This window comes from Magnetospirillum sp. (assembly GCA_027532905.1).
Classification (GTDB): domain Bacteria; phylum Pseudomonadota; class Alphaproteobacteria; order CACIAM-22H2; family CACIAM-22H2; genus Tagaea.
In genome coordinates, this window is the sequence record JAPZUA010000005.1 from 206,814 (window position 1) to 222,855 (window position 16,042).

Here is a 16,042-nt window from a genome sequence, read left to right on the forward strand (position 1 = left end):
GACCAGTTTCAATTGGGCCGATCGGACCTAAATAGAGATTGTTCGTCAACGAACGATCTGGGGACCCGATTGGCGGGTCCGGTTCGCGACGAAGATGGAGATTGAGATCATGTCCGCCCCCTCGCTTTCGGCCCCGAATGCCTCTTCCAACGTCCAGGACCGTTTCCTGGCCGGTCAGGTGGATATGGCACTGGATGCGCGCCGTTTGCGTAGCCAAGCCTTTGCCGCTTTCACGGCCGACGCCCTTGTGACCGTCGGCGCCAGCTTCAAGGCTGCGGTTGCGCGCCTGAAAAACTGGAACGAACGCCGCGCCACCTTTGCCGAGCTCGAATCGCTCGACGACCGCATCCTGGCCGATATCGGCTTGAGCCGCAGCGAAATCAGCCAGGTGGCGAGCGGCCACTATGTGCGCGATTCGCAAGACTATCGCCAGAATGCGATCGAAACCGTGAAGGAAGCGGCCAACCAGGACCGCAACCGCAACGCCGCGTAACGGCCCAAACGGTCGAAATCGGCGAACGGCAGCCTTGTCCGCAAGGCTGCCGTTTTTGTTTGTCCCGCGCGACGGATGCGCGACATAGACGCGACATGCATGCGACGCCTGCGCGACATGGACGCGACATAGGCGCGACATAGGCGCGACATTTTTTGTACCAAATATCTGGAATCATTCATCTATGTCCCCAAGTTCCAGGGGCGTTTCCTCGCCCTTGGGCGGCGGGGCGGAATTGCCGTCGGCATCGAGATGGTACGAACGGTCGGGATCCGGGATCGCCGCCTCGGCCGCAGCCACCTCGGCCATGTCGGCCGGCGTCAGTTTCTGGGTCGGATAGCCCCAGCTCGTAACGCTCAGCCGGTCGGCGACCCACAAGGCCGCGCGCAGATTGCCGTCTTTGACCTCGTTCAAGATGAGTTCGACCGCCGCACTGCGCGCCAATTCGAGCCGGGTCGCGGTCTCGACCGCGCGGCGCACGCGCACCTCGTGCAGCATGCCGCGCGCGACGTTCGACCGACGCAAGATGCGCCAGATCTGCGAGCGCGAGATGCCCGTAAAGCGTGCCACTTCATTGACTTTGTGGCCGCGACTCAACATCGCTACGACCAACGCCCAATCGTAGCTGCGCCCCGGCCCAGGCACCGCCCCTTCGCGCGCCGGTTTGGCCGCATAGGCGGCCGACGGATGGTTGGGGTGAAAGTCGACCATTTCCTTTCTCCTATTTAAAGCCTAAATAGGACATTAACACTTAATGAACATAAAGCAAACATTAGAGACATACGCCGCCGCCGACTGCAGCAGAATTTTTCAGGAGACGGGATTCGCCTGGCGAATCACTCGAATTTGCGCACGCCCGCAAGGTCGATGCCGTCGGTCACGGCGTCGACGAAGCTCGCGCGCGTGATGTCGGCGCCGCGCAGGATAGCGCCCGTCAGATTGGCTTTGTTGAAGATCGCGTGGGCGAGATTGGCGTTGCTGAGATTGGCCGGAAACTTCCGGCCATTGGGCTTGCCGGCATGATCCTTGAGTTCGACCGGAACCAGACGCGCCTGGGTCAAATCGGCGCGGCGCAAGATCGCCCCCATCAGCATCGCTCCCGCCATGTCGGCCATCGCGAGATTGGCGTCGGTCAGATTGGCCTGCACGAAGCTCGCGAGCCGCAGCAGACCCTGCGACAGGTTCGCGCGTGCGAGATTGGCGCGGTTCAGCGACGCCGCACTGAGATCGAGCCCGCGCAGATCCATGCCGCTCAAATCGCAGTCGTCGAGCATGGCGCGCATGCCCTTCGCACCGCCCGACACGGTCCAGAGTTTGTGCGCCTCGAGCACCGAGCGCACGTCGATCTTCGGCGCGGGCGCTTCGCGCGGCGGCGCGAAATTGGCGCCCGTGAGATTGGCGGTGCTGAGATCGATGCCGTCGAGCTTGACGCCGCGCAAGCTCGCCCCGCGCAAATCGCAGCCGGCCAAAACCGCGCCCTCAAGATTGACGCCGTCGAGGATCGCGTCCTTGAGCTTCGCCCCTTCGAGATTGGCGCCGCGCAGATCGGCGTTCGTGAACACGGCGGCCCCGGTCGCCGCGACGGGCTGGCCCGTCGATGTGCCGTCGGCAGCCGACGGCTCGCTCTGCGACTGCTGGCTCTCGCCGCTTTTGCCGAGACCGACGCTCCATTGCATATTCTGGCCCGGCCGGAAATCGACGTCGCGCAGATCGGCGTCGCGCAGCACGGCCCCGTCGAAGCGTGCACCGCACGCTTTGGCGCGGCGCATCTTGGCCCCGCTCAGATCGGCAAAGCTGAAGGCCGCACCGAACAGATCGGCCATCGACAGGTCGCAATCCTGCATCTGCGCGCCCGCGAAATTGGCACCCGACAGCACCGCATTGGCGAGATTGCGGCCGCGCGCCACGACCGCGCCGTACTGTTCGCCGCGCGCGTCCATGCGCTTGCCGCCGGGTTTGATCATCAAATAGGCGCGGTGGACGGCGGCTGCCGCGTCGAACTTCTTCTGCTGCGGCGAAATCTCGGTGCTGGGCGTCATCGGCGTATTGCTCTTCTTTGCTGGATGCGAAAGCGCGCAAGGCAAAGGGCTGGAAGCCCCCGGGCGCTTGCGCTTCTGTGTTTCGAAAGTCGCGTCAGTAGATCAGGTCGTTGTCGTCGTCGGTCTTGTTGGACAGAACGATTTCCTCGCGCGCGGCGAGATCCTTTGCCGTCGCGATGATGGCGGCCTGCGCTTCGTAGACGTCCTTGCTGCGCAAGGGGCCGAGCGCTTCCATCTCCTCGCGCAGCATTTTGCCGGCACGTTCGGACATGTTCGAGAACACGAGATCGCGCAGTACTTCCGGCGCCCCTTTGAGGGCGGGCGCGAGCCTGTTTTTGTCGACCGCGCGCAGCAGCGTCTGCACGCCGCCCGGATCGAGCTTGGCGAGATCCTCAAACTTGAACATCAGCGACTTGATGCGTTCGGATGAGTCGCGGTTGCGCTCTTCGAGTGCGGACATGAAACGCGCTTCGGTGTCGCGCCCGAGGCCGTTGAAAATCTCGGCCATCAGCTCGTGCGTGTCTTTGCGGCTCGTCTTTGCAAGGTTCGACATGAACTCGTTGCGCAGCACGCGCTCGACGTCGTCGAGAACTTCTTTGGGCACGCTTTCCATGCGCAGCATGCGCATGATGACTTCCATCGCGAAACTGTCGGGCAGCGAGCTCAGCACGCGCGCCGAATGATCGGGCCGGATCTTGTTGAGGATGACGGCCACTGTCTGCGGATATTCGTTCTTGAGGAAGTTCGCGAGCAGCACTTCGTTGACGTTGCCGAGCTTGTCCCACATCGTGCGCCCGGCGGGCCCGCGCACCTCGTCGAGGATTTCGGCAGCGCGGTTCTTGTCGAGCACCTTGGACAGGAGCCGCTCGGTCGAGTCGAAACTGCCCATGACCGAACCGCTCGCCGACATCTGGTCGGCGAATTCGATGATCAGGCGCTCGATGATCGCCGCATTGATGCTGCCGAGCGTCGACATGGTCTGCGAGATCTCTTTGATCTCGTCGTCGGTCATCAGCGCGAACAGTTTGCCGGCCGACTCTTCGCCAAGCGACAAGAGGATGATCGCGGCCTTCTCGGCGCCGGTCAGACTGCGATAGTCGTCTTTGACGCGCATGGCGGGTCCCTTGCCTCAGAGGACCGTCGGCATGCCGAGCCATTGCGGGGCGACTTCGCTGCCGTTGAACGCGACAAAAAGAACCAGCACCAGCGCCACCCCCGGCGAAGCGCGCGTCGCGGCCAAGGGCGCTGCCAAAAAGCGGAAGCCGGCGATGGCGCTTTGGGACTCGGCGGCAAGCGTGAACTCGCCCGGGATGGGGCGCTGCTGGGCCAGGCACAGCTCGACCCCGGCGGCGAGGGCCCGCGCGCCGTCTTCGCGCGGCAGATTCTGCAGATCGTAGCCGGTGATGTCGGACCCCATTGCGGCGGCAACGCACGTACCCGCAAGCCGCACGCGATTGCGGCCGGTATCGCCGCGCGCTTCGATCAGCAGCAGGTTGGGTAGCAGGGCCGGAATGGCGGCGGGGTCGAAATCGCGGCGCGTCGGCACCCCGCCTTTCGCGGCCGCGAGCGCACGCCAATGCGCGCCGAAATTTTCAATCTTGCCGCACACGGCTTCGTCGGCATGCCAACGCACGAGGGCAGGCCGCAAAGCAGCGGCAACGATACGCGGTTTCGGCGACAGACTGAGCATTTGGGAAGACCTTGCGCGAGAGCACCCGTCGCGCGACGGGAACTCACGCAACTTGGGCGACCGAACGCCGTCCGCCAATCAACATCGGCGACGCTCAATACGAATCACGCGCCACTGTGGCGGCGCGCGAATTCGCTTCGCAAAATCGAATTTGTTTTACGAATACTGGCGCGATTGCGGCGAATTTGTACGCATTTTGCGACAAGCTGCCGGCCTTGCCGGCGGCCGCACCGAATCAGGCAGCGGCACTGTCCTCGGCCGTGCGCACGAGACTTTCGATTCGCGCGAGCAGCGGATCGAATGCGGCTTGTTCGGCTTCGGCCGAGGCAAGCGCTTGCTCCTTGGCGACGGCGTGTGCGGCCGCCGCTTCGAAGCGCGCTTGCGCCTCGGCGATCTGCGCTTCGGCAGCGGCAAGGCGCGTGTCGGTCGCTTTGGCGGCAGTGTTCGCTGCAGCCAGCGCCGTTTCGAGTTCGGCAATGCGCTTGCGCGTTTGCACCAAATCGCCTTCGGCGGTGCCTGCGCGCGCTTGGGCGTCGATCGCACGGCTGTCGGCATCGTCGGCGCGGGCACCCGTGTCGGCGAGTTCGGCTTCGAGGTCGGCCGCGCGGGCGATTGCGGCGGCGGCTTGCGCTTCGGCCGTGGCCGCACGCGCTTCGGCCTCGCCGAGCCGCTTGGCCATGTCTTCGGCCTTGGCGATCCAGCTTTGCGTGGCGGCTTCGGCGCGCGCGCGCGCCTCGTCGGCGGCTTTGGATTGCGCATAGGCGGCTTGCGCCGAATTCTCGGCGGCAGCCGCTTGCGCTTTGGCGATGGCAGCGTCTTCGCGCGCGGCTTCGGCCGCAGCAACAAGGGCCGGATCGACGATCGTGCGCGGCGGCTGGCCGCGCAGATCTTCGAGCGTGTCGTAGGCGGCGGCGAGTTCGTCGCCCAAATTGAGGGCGGCGAGCAGCATCAGTCGCGCATCGCCCGCTTGGCCGACTTGCGCCACAACCTCGCGCACCTTCTCGTCGACATAGCTGCCGATGCCCTGGATGCGCTCTTCGCGCCCGTCGTCGCAGACGATCGGATAGTCGCGCCCGTTGACGCGTACGACGATCTGGCTCATCGCGTCAGCTCCTTCAAACCGTTGCGGCCTTGAGGCGGTCGATCGCCTTGTCGAGGCGCGCTTCGACTTGGTCGGCGAGGCCTGCGAGGGCGTCGTACTCGGCCTGCAGCTTGGCGAGGGCCGCTTCGGCGGCGGCCGCCCGCTTGGCGGCGGCCGCAAGCTCGCCGCGCAGGCCCGATTCGGACTGCACGCGCGCTTCCAGAGCGCTTTCAAGGCGTTGCACGGCGGCGGTCAGGCGTTCGATGGGCGGCGTCGACATGGGCTGGAAAATCTTTCCGGCAATTGGGGTTAACGGCGAATCGGCGAGAGCTTAAGCGCATCTTTCGAGTCGCGCCAAAGCCCGATTATGTGCGGGGTTGACGGGCTGGGGCGTGGGCGTCATCTTCCGCGCGCTTTCGCCTCGCCCCGCCCCTCTCGCTGGCCCCGCCAGACGGGGCCTTCAAGGGAAGAAACCGCCCCCGATGAGTGCAGCTCCCGACACGAAGCCCACCGCCGCCCCGCTCCCGCTCAGCGACAAGCAGAGCCAAGCGCATCAGCGCCTCGCACATGCGATCCGCGCGCTTGCGATGGATGCGGTCGAAAAAGCCAAGTCGGGCCATCCGGGCATGCCGATGGGCATGGCGGATGTGGCGACCGTGTTGTGGACCAAGCATCTTAAATTCGATCCGACGTCGCCGTCGTGGCCCGACCGCGACCGCTTCGTGCTGTCGGCCGGGCACGGCTCGATGCTGCTCTATGCGCTCCTGCATCTGACCGGCTATGCCGACATGACGCTCGACGAAATCAAGAATTTCCGCCAGCTCGGTGCGCGCACCGCAGGCCACCCCGAATACGGCCATGCCGAAGGTATTGAGACCACGACCGGGCCACTCGGCCAGGGGCTTGCCAACGCGGTCGGCATGGCGCTCGCCGAACGGCTGCTTGCCGCCCGCTTCGGCGATGCGGCGGTCGACCACTACACCTACGTGATCGCCGGCGACGGCTGCCTCATGGAAGGGATCAGCCACGAAGCGATCTCGCTCGCGGGCCATCTGCGCTTGGCGAAACTCATCGTGCTGTTCGACGACAATTCGATCTCGATCGACGGGCCGACGGATTTGACCGTGTCCGACGATCAGGTCGCGCGCTTCAAAGCCTCGGGCTGGAACGCGGTTGCGATCGACGGCCACGATCCGGCCGCCATCGATGCGGCCATCGCGGCCGCGAAGACCAGCGACCGCCCGACGATGATTGCTTGCAAAACCACGATCGGCTACGGCGCACCCACCAAAGCAGGCACCGCCGGCAGCCATGGCGCACCTTTGGGTGCGGGCGAAATCGCAGGGGCCCGCGCGCGCCTCGGCTGGTCGCATGCGCCGTTCGAAATCCCGGCCGACATTCTGGCCGAATGGCGTGCTGCGGGCGAAGCGGGTGCGCCCAAGCGCGCCGCCTGGGAACGTCGCGTCGCCAAGCTCGAGCCGGAGAAGAAGGCCGAGTTCCGCCGCACGATGGACGGCAAATTGCCCAAGGGCTGGCTCGAGGCGTGTGCCGCGTTCAAGGAAAAGCTTTCGGCCGACAAGCCCAACATCGCCACGCGCGTGGCCTCGCAGAACGCGCTCGATCTCTTGACCGGGATCGTGCCCGAACTCGTCGGCGGCTCGGCCGATTTGACGGGCTCCAACAACACCAAAGCCAAGGCTCAAGCGGCCGTGACGGCCGCCAATTTCGCCGGCGGCTACATCCATTACGGGGTGCGCGAACACGCGATGGCTGCCGCGATGAACGGCATCGCCTTGCATCGCGGGCTCATCCCCTATGGCGGCACGTTCTTCGTGTTCACCGACTATTGCCGCCCGTCGATCCGCCTGTCGGCGCTGATGGGCCAGCGCGCCATCTATGTGATGACGCACGATTCGATCGGCCTTGGCGAAGACGGCCCCACGCACCAGCCGGTCGAACATCTCGCCGCCATGCGCGTGATCCCCAATCTGTGGACCCTGCGCCCGGCCGACGCGGTCGAAACGCTGGAAGCCTGGCAGATCGCGATCGCGCGCGACGACGGCCCGAGCGTGCTGTGCCTCACGCGCCAGAATCTGCCGACCTTGCGCACGGTCTACACGGCCGAAAACCAGACGGCCAAGGGCGGCTATGTATTGGCCGAAGCCGAAGGCGGCACACGTCAGGCAACCTTGATCGCGACCGGCTCGGAAGTGGCCATCGCCATGGAAGCACGCAAGCTCCTTGCGGCCGAAGGGATCCAAGCCGCCGTCGTGTCGATGCCGTGCCTCGAAGCTTTCGACCGCCAGACGGCCAAGTACCGCAAGGACGTGCTGGGACCGGCACGCACGCCGCGCATCGTGTGCGAAGCGGGCCTCTCGGCGGGCTGGGACAAATACATCGACGGCAAGGGTGCGTTCGTGGGCATGACGGGCTTTGGTGCTTCGGCACCCGCCCCCGATCTCTACAGACATTTCGGCATCACCGCCGAAGCGATCGCGGCGGCCGCCAAGAAGTCGATCTAGCATGCGCGATACGCTGCTTTTCGATCTCGACGGCACGCTGACCGATACGGACGCGCTGCATTTCGCCGCCTACGGCGAATTGCTCGCTCCGTTCGGCAAGTCGATCACGCTCGAGACCTACAAGCAGCGCATCATGGGGGCCGCCAACGCCGCGACGATGGCGTGGCTGCTGCCGGACGAAGACGCCGAAGAGATGTCGCAGCGCAAGGAACGGCTGTTCCGCGCGCGCGTCGACGAACTGACGCCCACCGCGGGGCTCGGACCTTTGCTCGCCTGGGCGGCAAAGCTCGGCTTGCGCACCGCCGTGGTGACCAACGCGATGCGCCCCAATACCGAGCTGATGCTGAAAGCGCTCAGGCTCGATGCACGCTTCGACACGATCGTCATCGCCGACGAGTTGGCGCGCGGCAAGCCCGATCCGCTGCCCTATACGACGGCGCTCGAACGGCTCGGCGTGGCCGCATCGCAAGCGCTCGCCTTCGAAGATTCGCGCGCCGGAATTGCCGCGGCGGTTGCCGCCGGCGTCGAAACGGTCGGGCTCACGACCGGGCTCGACGCCGCCACTTTGCGCGGCGTCGGCGCCCGCATCGCCGTCGCCGATTTTGCCGACCCGCAGCTTTCGACGCTGCTTGCCACGAGCTTCGGCTCCGCCCCCGCTTTACACTGAAGGAGACAATCGACATGGCTGTCAAAATCGCAATCAACGGTTTCGGTCGCATCGGCCGCCTCGTGCTGCGCGCGATCGCGGAATCGGGCCGCAAGGATTTGCAGGTCGTCGGCATCAACGATCTCGGGCCGGTGAAGTCCAACGCCCATCTGCTCAAGCACGATTCCGTGCACGGCCTCTATCCGCACGCGATCTCGACCGGCGACGATTGGATGGATGTGGGCCAGGGGCGCATCAAGGTCACGGCCGAGCGGGACCCTGCCAAGCTGCCGTGGAAGGAACTCGGCGTCGACATCGTGATGGAATGCACGGGCATCTTCACCAAGCGCGAACAGGCCGCCAAGCACATCGAAGCGGGTGCGCGCAAAGTGCTGATCTCGGCCCCCGCCGACGGCGTGGATCTCACGGTCGTCTACGGCGTGAACCACGACAAGCTCGCGGCCGGCCACACGATCGTGTCGAACGCGAGCTGCACCACGAACTGCCTCGCCCCCGTCGCCTTCGTGCTCAACGAAGCCTTCGGCATCGAAAAAGGCTTCATGACCACGATCCACGCCTACACGGGCGACCAGAGCACGGTCGACACGCTGCACAAGGATCTGCGCCGCGCGCGCGCGGCCGCCCTCTCGATGATCCCGACTTCGACCGGCGCCGCCAAGGCCGTGGGCCTGGTGCTGCCCGAACTCAAGGGCAAGCTCGACGGCACGTCGATCCGCGTGCCCACGCCCAACGTGTCGCTGATCGACTTCAAGTTCGTGACCAAGCGCAACGTGACGGTCGACGAGATCAACAACGCCGTGATCGCCGCGAGTGCGAACCGCCTCAAGGGCATTCTCGAAACCACGACCGAAGAGCTCGTCTCGAGCGACTTCAACCACAACCCGGCAAGCTCGACCTTCGACCTCACCCAGACGCAGGTGCTCGAAGGCAATTTCGTGCGCGTGCTGGCCTGGTACGACAACGAATGGGGCTTTTCGAACCGCATGTCCGATACCGCCATCGCGATGGCCAAGCTCGGCTGAGGTGTGCGTGCAGGAGGCGCGGTTTTCTGATACCGTGCCTCCATGCACAATACCCGAGACTCCTACGGTGCGGTCGCCAAGGCCCTGCACTGGCTGTCGGCGCTTCTGATCCTCGGCGGCTGGCTCCTGGGCCAGACGCTCGATTGGTTCCCGAAACCGATGGAAGGCGGCCTCAAGCTCGCTCATGTGTGGTCGGGGCTCGGCGTGCTGACGTTGCTGGCCGCCCGCCTTGCTTGGCGCTGGGCGAGCCCGCCGCCCGATCCGATCCCAAGCGCGCTGGACCCGTGGCTCGCGCGTGCGGCAAAAGCGGGCCATATGCTGCTCTGTGCGCTGCTGCTCGCGGTACCCGTGGCCGGCATCGTGCTGTCGTTTGCGCGCGGCGAAGCGGTCTCGCTGTTCGGGTTTTTCGAAATCCCCTCGCCCTGGGCGCGCGACCGCGCCTTTGCGCGCAATGTGGGCGAGGTGCACGAGCTGCTCGCCAACGCGATCCTGCTCGTGGCGGCCCTCCATGCGGCGGCGGCCTTGATGCACCACTATCTGCTCGGCGACGCCACGCTCAGCCGCATGCTGCCGGGTCGCCGAAAAGCCGCCTGAGCCGACGCTAGAGCAAATCGACGCAGCCGAGGATGGCCTCGATGCGCCCGTCGTCGCCGAACGGCAGCAGCAGGCGGCAATAGCGGATCAAAAAGAAGCCCTCGATGCCTTTGACGAAGCGAAAATGCGGTCCGCGCGTGGCGAGCACGCGCGCATAGGCCGGCATCGCGTAATGCCGGTGCAAGGCCGACTGTTCGTCGACATGCGCGCCGGTCGGATCGCGCGCGAATTTCGCCAGAATGTCGGCGCCGATATAGGAATAGCGAAGACGCGGCCCCGGCTCGACCACGTCCACGACAAACGACGTGCGGTCGAACGGCGCTTGGCGTGCCACACCCCAGCGCGCGAGCATGTCCATCGTCGGAATGGCGTCGCCCGCACAGCCAAGGCGCCAGATATCGAAGGCGGCGCGCAGTTTTTCGGATGCGTCGCGCTGGAACGAAAGCCCCTCCTCGGTCCGGCGCCAGACGCGTTTGGTGTAGCCGGGCTGGCGCAGCAAGGCCGCCACGATCTTTTCGCGCAGCTGTGCCGGCGACAGCGGCTTCACGATGTAGGCCGAGATCTCGCGCTCGCGCGCCGCGACAACCGCCCGCGAGCGCGCATCGCCGGTCACGAGCAGGAAGGGAATGTCCGCATCCAGGGCCCGGATTGCCTCGAGCAGTTCGAAGCCGTTGCGCTTGGGCATATGGAGGTCCGACAGCACCAGATCGATCTGCGCCATGCCCGACCGGAACAGCGCCAGCGCTTCGTCGCCGTCGGCGGCCAACAGGACGTTGGACACGCCGATCTGGCTCAGCATCTTGCCCAGAAGTGCGCGCGCGAAGGCATCGTCCTCCGCCACGAGCACGACAAGATCCGCAGGGAAGTTATCGGGAAGACGCAGGTCCGATCGGCTCGCAAACAATCGATTTGGCCGCCTTGCTGTTCGTGAAGCTGGCGCCCAGCCCACGCGAACGATGTTACGCCATCGCTTCCAGGCATGTCGACGGCGCCTCGTCGGCCAGAACCGCCCGAGCCGGATTGCGCCAGCGGCCCGTCTCGCGTAGGTTCAAGCCCATGGAACCGGTCCGCATCCAGGGTCTTGCCGATGCGCGCGAATATCTCGCGCGCGCCAAAGAACGCGGCGTGCGCGCGGTGCTGATCGCCCCCGCCGCCGCCGGTGTGGCGTGGTGCGCGGAAATCGCCGCCTTGCTCGAACTCGAATTTCCCGACGCCCTCGAGAGCATTGCGCTCGATTGCGGCCAGGACACCGCGATGGCCTTCGAAGCCCTGCGTGCGGACCTGCCCGCCATTTCCTACGACGGGCCGCATCGCCAGGCGGTGCAGGCACTGGCCTTGCGCCACGGAACGCAATTCTATGGCTGACACCGCGGCGGCGTGGTGGCGGCCGGATCGGTTTGCCAGGAAGCGCGACAATCTGCGCGTGCGCCAGGCGATGCTGCGCGCCACGCGCGGCTATTTCGAGAGCGAAAAATTCGACGAGGTCGAAACGCCCGCCTTGCAGGTGTCGCCCGGCCTCGAGCCGCATTTGATGGCGTTCCAGACCGTACTGCGCGATCCGGGCGAGCGGCTCACCCGGCGGCTCTATCTGCACACGAGCCCCGAATTTTCGATGAAAAAGCTGCTGGCGGCGGGCGTGCCGCGCCTGTGGCAGATGGCGCGCTGCTTCCGCAATTCCGAACGCTCGGCCACCCACCATCCCGAATTCGCGATGCTCGAATGGTACCGGGCCGCGAGCGACACGCGTGCGCTGATGGCCGATTGCGAGAACCTGCTGCGCGCCACGGCCGCCGCCGCCGGGGTCGCGCGCTTCGTATGGGGCAATGGATGGGCCGATCCGAGCGCGCCGTTCGAACGCCTGTCGGTCGCCGAAGCGTTCGCGCGCCATTGCGGGCTCGATATTCTGGCCGCGAGCCCGGACCCAAGCGATCCCGACGACGCACTTCGCGCCCTCGACCGTTTGGCGGCGGCCGCACGCCCGCTCGCCCAAGTGCCGCATGAGGGCGACCGCTGGGACGATTTTTTCTTCCGCCTGTTTTTCGAATATATCGAGCCCAAGCTCGGCCGCGAGCGGCCGACTTTCTTGACCGACTATCCGATCGCGATGGCGGCCCTTGCGCGCGCCAAACCCGGCGATGCGCGCGTGGCCGACCGCTTCGAGCTTTACGTGTGCGGGCTCGAGCTTGCCAACGCGTTCGGCGAACTCACGCACGCGGGCGAACAGCGCCGCCGCTTCGAGGCCGACCAGGCGCTCAAAGCCAAGCTCTATCGCGAGCGCTATCCGATCGACGAGGATTTCATGGCCGCCCTCGAACATGGGCTGCCGGAGTCGGCGGGCATTGCGCTCGGCTTCGACCGGCTCGTGATGCTGGCGACAGGGGCAACGCAGATCGAAGACGTGATCTGGGCGCCGGTGGCGCGGGCCGGATTCGGCGAACCGGGACCCACCTGATGGACGGCAACCAGCCCCGCACCTTGCGCAGCCTTGCCGACCTCGCGCGCGATGGCCTGATCGCTGCCGATGCGGCCGCAGATCCCGCTTTGGCCGAAGTGGCGGCCCGCTACGCGATCGCGATCACCCCGGATGTGCGCGACACGATCGACCGCGCCGATCCGGCCGATCCGGTGGCGCGCCAATATGTGCCAGACGCGCGCGAAGGCGAAACGGGAACGGACGAAAACGCCGACCCGATCGGCGACGAGACGCACAGCCCCGTCAAGGGCATCGTGCATCGCTACAAAGACCGCGCCCTCTTGAAGCCCACGCACGCATGCGCCGTCTATTGCCGCTTCTGCTTCCGGCGCGAGATGGTGGGGCCCGGCGGGGCGGCGCTCGATGCGGCCGAAACCAAGGCGGCGCTCGACTATATCCGGGCAACACCGGCTATCCGCGAAGTGATCCTGACGGGCGGCGATCCGCTTGTACTGAGCCCGCGGCGCTTGGGCGAATTGCTTTCCGAACTCGCGGCGATCGCGCATGTCGATTGGCTGCGCATCCATAGCCGCATTCCGGTCGCCGACCCCGCACGCGTGACCGACGCGTTAGTGGCCGCCCTCAAACAGCCCAAAGCCGTGTGGCTTGCCGTGCACGCCAACCACGCCAACGAGTTTTCGCCCGCCGCGATCGCCGCTTGCGCCAAACTTGCCGATGCCGGCATTCCGCTGATCGGCCAGACCGTGCTGCTGAAGGGTGTCAACGACACGCCAGAAGCGCTCGAAGCCCTGTTCCGCACGATGACGAAACACCGGATCAAGCCCTATTATCTGCACCATGCCGACAAGGCGCCGGGAACCGCCCATCTGCGCACCGATCTTGCGACGGGCCAAAGCCTGATGCGGCACCTGCGTGCAAACCTGTCGGGCCTCGCACAGCCGGTCTATGTGCTCGATATCCCCGGCGGGGCGGGCAAAGTGCCGGTGGGACCGAACTATTTGGGTCCCGACGGCACGGTCGCGGACCCGTCGGGGCGCGCGCACGCCTATCCCGGCGAATAGACTTCTTTTGATGCAATACCGGGTCGGCCGCTATGCCCAGCGGCCCGCAGCGTCACGGCTGCTTGACGTTCTGCGTGGCGGCCAAGTCCGCCTCCAGTAGCACGAGGGCGCGCTCCAGTGCTTGCACCAGCGACATATCATGCTGGGCACACAAGAGCTTGTAGCGCCGCCGAACCTCCGGCGTGACGGAGAAGTTCAACCCAACCTTTTTTTCGGATTTTTTCATTGTTTCAACATGAGATTATCTGCCTTAAGTTTAGATATGAAGGATTCTAGATTATTGCAATTCGCTAAGGCAATAGAAAAAACCATGTAAGTTCATGGCTTTAGGTACTGGTTTCGATTTTTTCTGTTTTTTTGGTTATTGGGTTTTTAAGTTTCCACATCTTCCGAGTGGTTATCTGGGTGACTTACGGCGCCACTTCAAGCTCCGCAAATTTTGCGGCCTCTGACGTGGCGCGCGCGCACTCCTGAAAACCAAGAAGCCAGAAAAATACTTTCTTAAATAGAATTTTGTTCAAAATATTAATCCTGAATTCATGATTGTCCGGCACTGTCGCGAAACACCACCGGCGATGAGGTCGAACCATGACAGTCATTGCCCGCACGAGTGCCCTTTTCCTGGATCGGGCCATCGCGCAAAAAAGCGCGATCGGCGGTTTCCTCGCGCGCGTGCCCGCAGCATGATTGGCCACGGCGCGCCGGCCGCGTTTCGCCGCCCGCCTTTGCATCGCCCAATGTCGCTGCGCACGTTCCTGCGGCTGTGTGCCACGCTGGTGCTGGCGTTCGGGGCTGCCTATGTCGTCGCCGCCGAATTCCGCGAGGCGGCCAACGTGCTGCGCCATCAAACGATTGTGGCCACGTTCCAGGCGAACCGGAATCTGCATCTGACGCTCGAGAGTGCGCGCGCCCATCTCGATCTTGTCGCCGACAATGTCGACGCCGTGCGCGGCAAGCTTTTGCCCAACGCGGCGACCGACCGAGCGATCGACAGGGCCATGGTGCGCAGCACCGCCATTCGCGGCGTGATGGTTCAAGATGCGGACGGCACGGTGGTCGCCGCCGGCGAACCGCGCCTTGGGCTTGGCCGGTCGTTCGCCGAATACGACTTTTTTAGAGAGCTGCGCGCCGACGCTTCCCTCGTCTACAGCTTCGGTGCACCCTTCAGCTCGCGGATCCTTCAGGCGACCGTCATTCCTTTCGCGCGCACCATCCGCGATGCAGACGGCGGATTCGCCGGCGCCGCCGCGATCGGCGTGCCGATCGAAGCGATTCGAACCGCATTGGCGGCCGATGCGGCCGCATCCGGTGTTCGCTGGTTTCTGTTCCGCAACGACGGCCGCCTGGTGGCCACCGACGACGGCGCGCAGGGTGACGATGCGCAAGCCATCCGCGACATTTGGGAGCAGCGGCTGATGCAACCGCTTGCGAATTACGGCACCGGCGACGTTAACGGCACGCCCATCCGCATCGTCGCTTGGCACGCCGATGCCGACTTCCCGCTCACAGTCGTTGCGACGGCGGCGCGCGACCCGTTCCCGCCAGCGATCCGCCCGACGGTGCTGGCCTTGCTTCTCGCGTTCGGCGCGCTGATCGGGCTCATCTGGACGACCGCGTATCTGGCCGACCGCGAGATTCGACGCGTCGGTGAAGCCATGGTCGAAATTGTCGCGGCGCGCGATGCCGCCCAGCGCGCGCGCAATCTCGCAGAGAACGCCGCGCACGCCAAGACGCTGCTGCTCGCGCGCTTCAGCCACGAATTCCGCACGCCGCTCAACGCCGTCATCGGCTTTGCCGACATGACGCGGCTCGGCTACAGCGGCGCCATCCCCGAACGCGCGCGCGAGAATCTCGCCATCATCCACCGGGCAGGCGACCAACTGCACCGCATGATCGGCACGCTGCTCGATCTGTCGCGCCTCGAGCTCGACGGCGCGGCCCTCGCCAAGGAGAGCAGCGACCTCAAACAGATCCTGCGCGACGCGATCGAGATGGCGACGGCGGACGCGGCGGCGAAATCGGTCGAAATCGAGCTGCACGTGCCGGCCGGACCGTGCCGAGCGGATTGCGACCGCAACCGCCTGCTGCAAGTGCTCGTCAATCTCTTGTCGAACGCGGTGCGCAACGGCCCGCATCGCAGCGTCGTTGCGGCAACACTGCAGATCAATGCCGACGGTGCGGGCTTCCGCGTGCTCGATCAGGGGCCAGGCATTGCGCCCGAACGGCTGGAGACGATCTTCGAGCCGTTCGGCGGCGACAATCCCAACACTTCGCGACCCAACGGCATGGGGCTTGGCCTTGCGATCTCGGCCCAGATCATGGCCGCGCACGGCGGCAGCCTCACGCTCGAGAATCGCCGCGAAGGCGGGCTGTGCGCGACCGCGATCCTGCCCGGCGGCTTTGCCCTGGCTGCTTGAAGACGGCGAAGCGGCTTAAGCG

At 65.4% G+C, this 16,042-nt stretch carries 17 protein-coding genes; 9 read left to right on the top strand and 8 right to left on the bottom strand.

The features are described from left to right. The first annotated feature begins 109 nt into the window (after positions 1 to 109). On the top strand, positions 110 to 493 hold the full coding sequence (locus O9320_17505) for a DUF1127 domain-containing protein (protein MCZ8312644.1): 384 nt from the start codon (positions 110 to 112) through the stop codon (positions 491 to 493). A gap of 174 nt (positions 494 to 667) precedes the next feature. On the opposite strand, the gene O9320_17510 is transcribed toward O9320_17505, so the two are convergent. From O9320_17510 to O9320_17535, 6 genes are all read right to left on the bottom strand, one after another. Further along, positions 668 to 1,204 carry a helix-turn-helix domain-containing protein gene (locus O9320_17510; protein MCZ8312645.1) on the bottom strand — a complete coding sequence of 179 codons (537 nt, stop codon included), beginning with the start codon at positions 1,202 to 1,204 and terminating at the stop codon, positions 668 to 670. A 125-nt stretch (positions 1,205 to 1,329) separates the two neighbouring features. Beyond that, positions 1,330 to 2,532: a pentapeptide repeat-containing protein gene (locus tag O9320_17515; protein MCZ8312646.1), complete on the bottom strand. Its 1,203-nt coding sequence runs from the start codon at positions 2,530 to 2,532 to the stop codon at positions 1,330 to 1,332. Positions 2,533 to 2,626: 94 nt separating this feature from the next. Next, a complete protein-coding gene (gene fliG / locus O9320_17520; protein MCZ8312647.1) occupies positions 2,627 to 3,646 on the bottom strand; it encodes a flagellar motor switch protein FliG in 1,020 nt (339 codons plus the stop codon). Positions 3,647 to 3,661: 15 nt separating this feature from the next. Then, positions 3,662 to 4,222 carry a PAS domain-containing protein gene (locus O9320_17525; GenBank protein ID MCZ8312648.1) on the bottom strand — a complete coding sequence of 187 codons (561 nt, stop codon included), beginning with the start codon at positions 4,220 to 4,222 and terminating at the stop codon, positions 3,662 to 3,664. A 235-nt stretch (positions 4,223 to 4,457) separates the two neighbouring features. Then, complete coding sequence (locus O9320_17530; protein ID MCZ8312649.1) at positions 4,458 to 5,324, bottom strand: cell division protein ZapA; 867 nt, start codon at positions 5,322 to 5,324, stop codon at positions 4,458 to 4,460. Positions 5,325 to 5,337: 13 nt separating this feature from the next. Beyond that, positions 5,338 to 5,583, bottom strand: coding sequence for a hypothetical protein (locus O9320_17535; protein MCZ8312650.1), 246 nt, complete (start codon positions 5,581 to 5,583; stop codon positions 5,338 to 5,340). A 202-nt stretch (positions 5,584 to 5,785) separates the two neighbouring features. Here O9320_17535 and tkt point away from each other — a divergent pair, with 202 nt between their 5' ends. The 4 genes from tkt to O9320_17555 are packed head-to-tail and all read left to right on the top strand — an operon-like array spanning position 5,786 to position 10,108. Then, positions 5,786 to 7,825: a transketolase gene (tkt, locus tag O9320_17540; protein ID MCZ8312651.1), complete on the top strand. Its 2,040-nt coding sequence runs from the start codon at positions 5,786 to 5,788 to the stop codon at positions 7,823 to 7,825. Between the two features lies 1 nt (position 7,826). Then, a complete protein-coding gene (locus O9320_17545) occupies positions 7,827 to 8,492 on the top strand; it encodes an HAD-IA family hydrolase (protein ID MCZ8312652.1) in 666 nt (221 codons plus the stop codon). Between the two features lie 14 nt (positions 8,493 to 8,506). Continuing rightward, complete coding sequence (gap, locus tag O9320_17550) at positions 8,507 to 9,514, top strand: type I glyceraldehyde-3-phosphate dehydrogenase (GenBank protein ID MCZ8312653.1); 1,008 nt, start codon at positions 8,507 to 8,509, stop codon at positions 9,512 to 9,514. 42 nt (positions 9,515 to 9,556) lie between these two features. Next, complete coding sequence (locus O9320_17555; GenBank protein MCZ8312654.1) at positions 9,557 to 10,108, top strand: cytochrome b; 552 nt, start codon at positions 9,557 to 9,559, stop codon at positions 10,106 to 10,108. Between the two features lie 7 nt (positions 10,109 to 10,115). Here the strand turns inward: O9320_17555 and O9320_17560 are convergent, their stop codons facing one another. Beyond that, on the bottom strand, positions 10,116 to 10,955 hold the full coding sequence (locus tag O9320_17560; protein MCZ8312655.1) for a response regulator: 840 nt from the start codon (positions 10,953 to 10,955) through the stop codon (positions 10,116 to 10,118). A gap of 209 nt (positions 10,956 to 11,164) precedes the next feature. Between O9320_17560 and O9320_17565 the strand changes: the two genes are divergently transcribed. The 3 genes from O9320_17565 to O9320_17575 are packed head-to-tail and all read left to right on the top strand — an operon-like array spanning position 11,165 to position 13,603. Then, entirely contained in the window at positions 11,165 to 11,473 is a 309-nt protein-coding gene (locus O9320_17565; protein ID MCZ8312656.1) for a hypothetical protein, read from the top strand. Next, complete coding sequence (epmA, locus tag O9320_17570; protein ID MCZ8312657.1) at positions 11,466 to 12,560, top strand: EF-P lysine aminoacylase EpmA; 1,095 nt, start codon at positions 11,466 to 11,468, stop codon at positions 12,558 to 12,560. Before O9320_17565 ends, epmA begins: the two co-directional genes overlap by 8 nt. After that, positions 12,560 to 13,603 (top strand): lysine-2,3-aminomutase-like protein, encoded by a 1,044-nt coding sequence (locus O9320_17575; GenBank protein ID MCZ8312658.1) that lies wholly within the window; start codon positions 12,560 to 12,562, stop codon positions 13,601 to 13,603. Before epmA ends, O9320_17575 begins: the two co-directional genes overlap by 1 nt. Positions 13,604 to 13,655: 52 nt before the next feature. Here O9320_17575 and O9320_17580 read toward each other — a convergent pair whose 3' ends face one another. Then, positions 13,656 to 13,829, bottom strand: a complete 174-nt coding sequence (locus O9320_17580) for a hypothetical protein (GenBank protein MCZ8312659.1) — start codon at positions 13,827 to 13,829, stop codon at positions 13,656 to 13,658. Positions 13,830 to 14,340: 511 nt separating this feature from the next. Here O9320_17580 and O9320_17585 point away from each other — a divergent pair. Further along, positions 14,341 to 16,020: an ATP-binding protein gene (locus O9320_17585; GenBank protein MCZ8312660.1), complete on the top strand. Its 1,680-nt coding sequence runs from the start codon at positions 14,341 to 14,343 to the stop codon at positions 16,018 to 16,020. Positions 16,021 to 16,042 lie beyond the last annotated feature (22 nt).

What these genes read in the sequence shown, in the direction of transcription:
- O9320_17505 (MCZ8312644.1), top strand. Translation starts at nt 110, where the DNA reads ATGTCCGCCCCCTCGCTTTCGGCCCCGAATGCCTCTTCCAACGTCCAG.
- O9320_17510 (MCZ8312645.1), bottom strand. Translation starts at nt 1,204, where the DNA reads ATGGTCGACTTTCACCCCAACCATCCGTCGGCCGCCTATGCGGCCAAA.
- O9320_17515 (MCZ8312646.1), bottom strand. Translation starts at nt 2,532, where the DNA reads ATGACGCCCAGCACCGAGATTTCGCCGCAGCAGAAGAAGTTCGACGCG.
- fliG (MCZ8312647.1), bottom strand. Translation starts at nt 3,646, where the DNA reads ATGCGCGTCAAAGACGACTATCGCAGTCTGACCGGCGCCGAGAAGGCC.
- O9320_17525 (MCZ8312648.1), bottom strand. Translation starts at nt 4,222, where the DNA reads ATGCTCAGTCTGTCGCCGAAACCGCGTATCGTTGCCGCTGCTTTGCGG.
- O9320_17530 (MCZ8312649.1), bottom strand. Translation starts at nt 5,324, where the DNA reads ATGAGCCAGATCGTCGTACGCGTCAACGGGCGCGACTATCCGATCGTC.
- O9320_17535 (MCZ8312650.1), bottom strand. Translation starts at nt 5,583, where the DNA reads ATGTCGACGCCGCCCATCGAACGCCTGACCGCCGCCGTGCAACGCCTT.
- tkt (MCZ8312651.1), top strand. Translation starts at nt 5,786, where the DNA reads ATGAGTGCAGCTCCCGACACGAAGCCCACCGCCGCCCCGCTCCCGCTC.
- O9320_17545 (MCZ8312652.1), top strand. Translation starts at nt 7,827, where the DNA reads ATGCGCGATACGCTGCTTTTCGATCTCGACGGCACGCTGACCGATACG.
- gap (MCZ8312653.1), top strand. Translation starts at nt 8,507, where the DNA reads ATGGCTGTCAAAATCGCAATCAACGGTTTCGGTCGCATCGGCCGCCTC.
- O9320_17555 (MCZ8312654.1), top strand. Translation starts at nt 9,557, where the DNA reads ATGCACAATACCCGAGACTCCTACGGTGCGGTCGCCAAGGCCCTGCAC.
- O9320_17565 (MCZ8312656.1), top strand. Translation starts at nt 11,165, where the DNA reads ATGGAACCGGTCCGCATCCAGGGTCTTGCCGATGCGCGCGAATATCTC.
- epmA (MCZ8312657.1), top strand. Translation starts at nt 11,466, where the DNA reads ATGGCTGACACCGCGGCGGCGTGGTGGCGGCCGGATCGGTTTGCCAGG.
- O9320_17575 (MCZ8312658.1), top strand. Translation starts at nt 12,560, where the DNA reads ATGGACGGCAACCAGCCCCGCACCTTGCGCAGCCTTGCCGACCTCGCG.
- O9320_17580 (MCZ8312659.1), bottom strand. Translation starts at nt 13,829, where the DNA reads ATGAAAAAATCCGAAAAAAAGGTTGGGTTGAACTTCTCCGTCACGCCG.
- O9320_17585 (MCZ8312660.1), top strand. Translation starts at nt 14,341, where the DNA reads ATGTCGCTGCGCACGTTCCTGCGGCTGTGTGCCACGCTGGTGCTGGCG.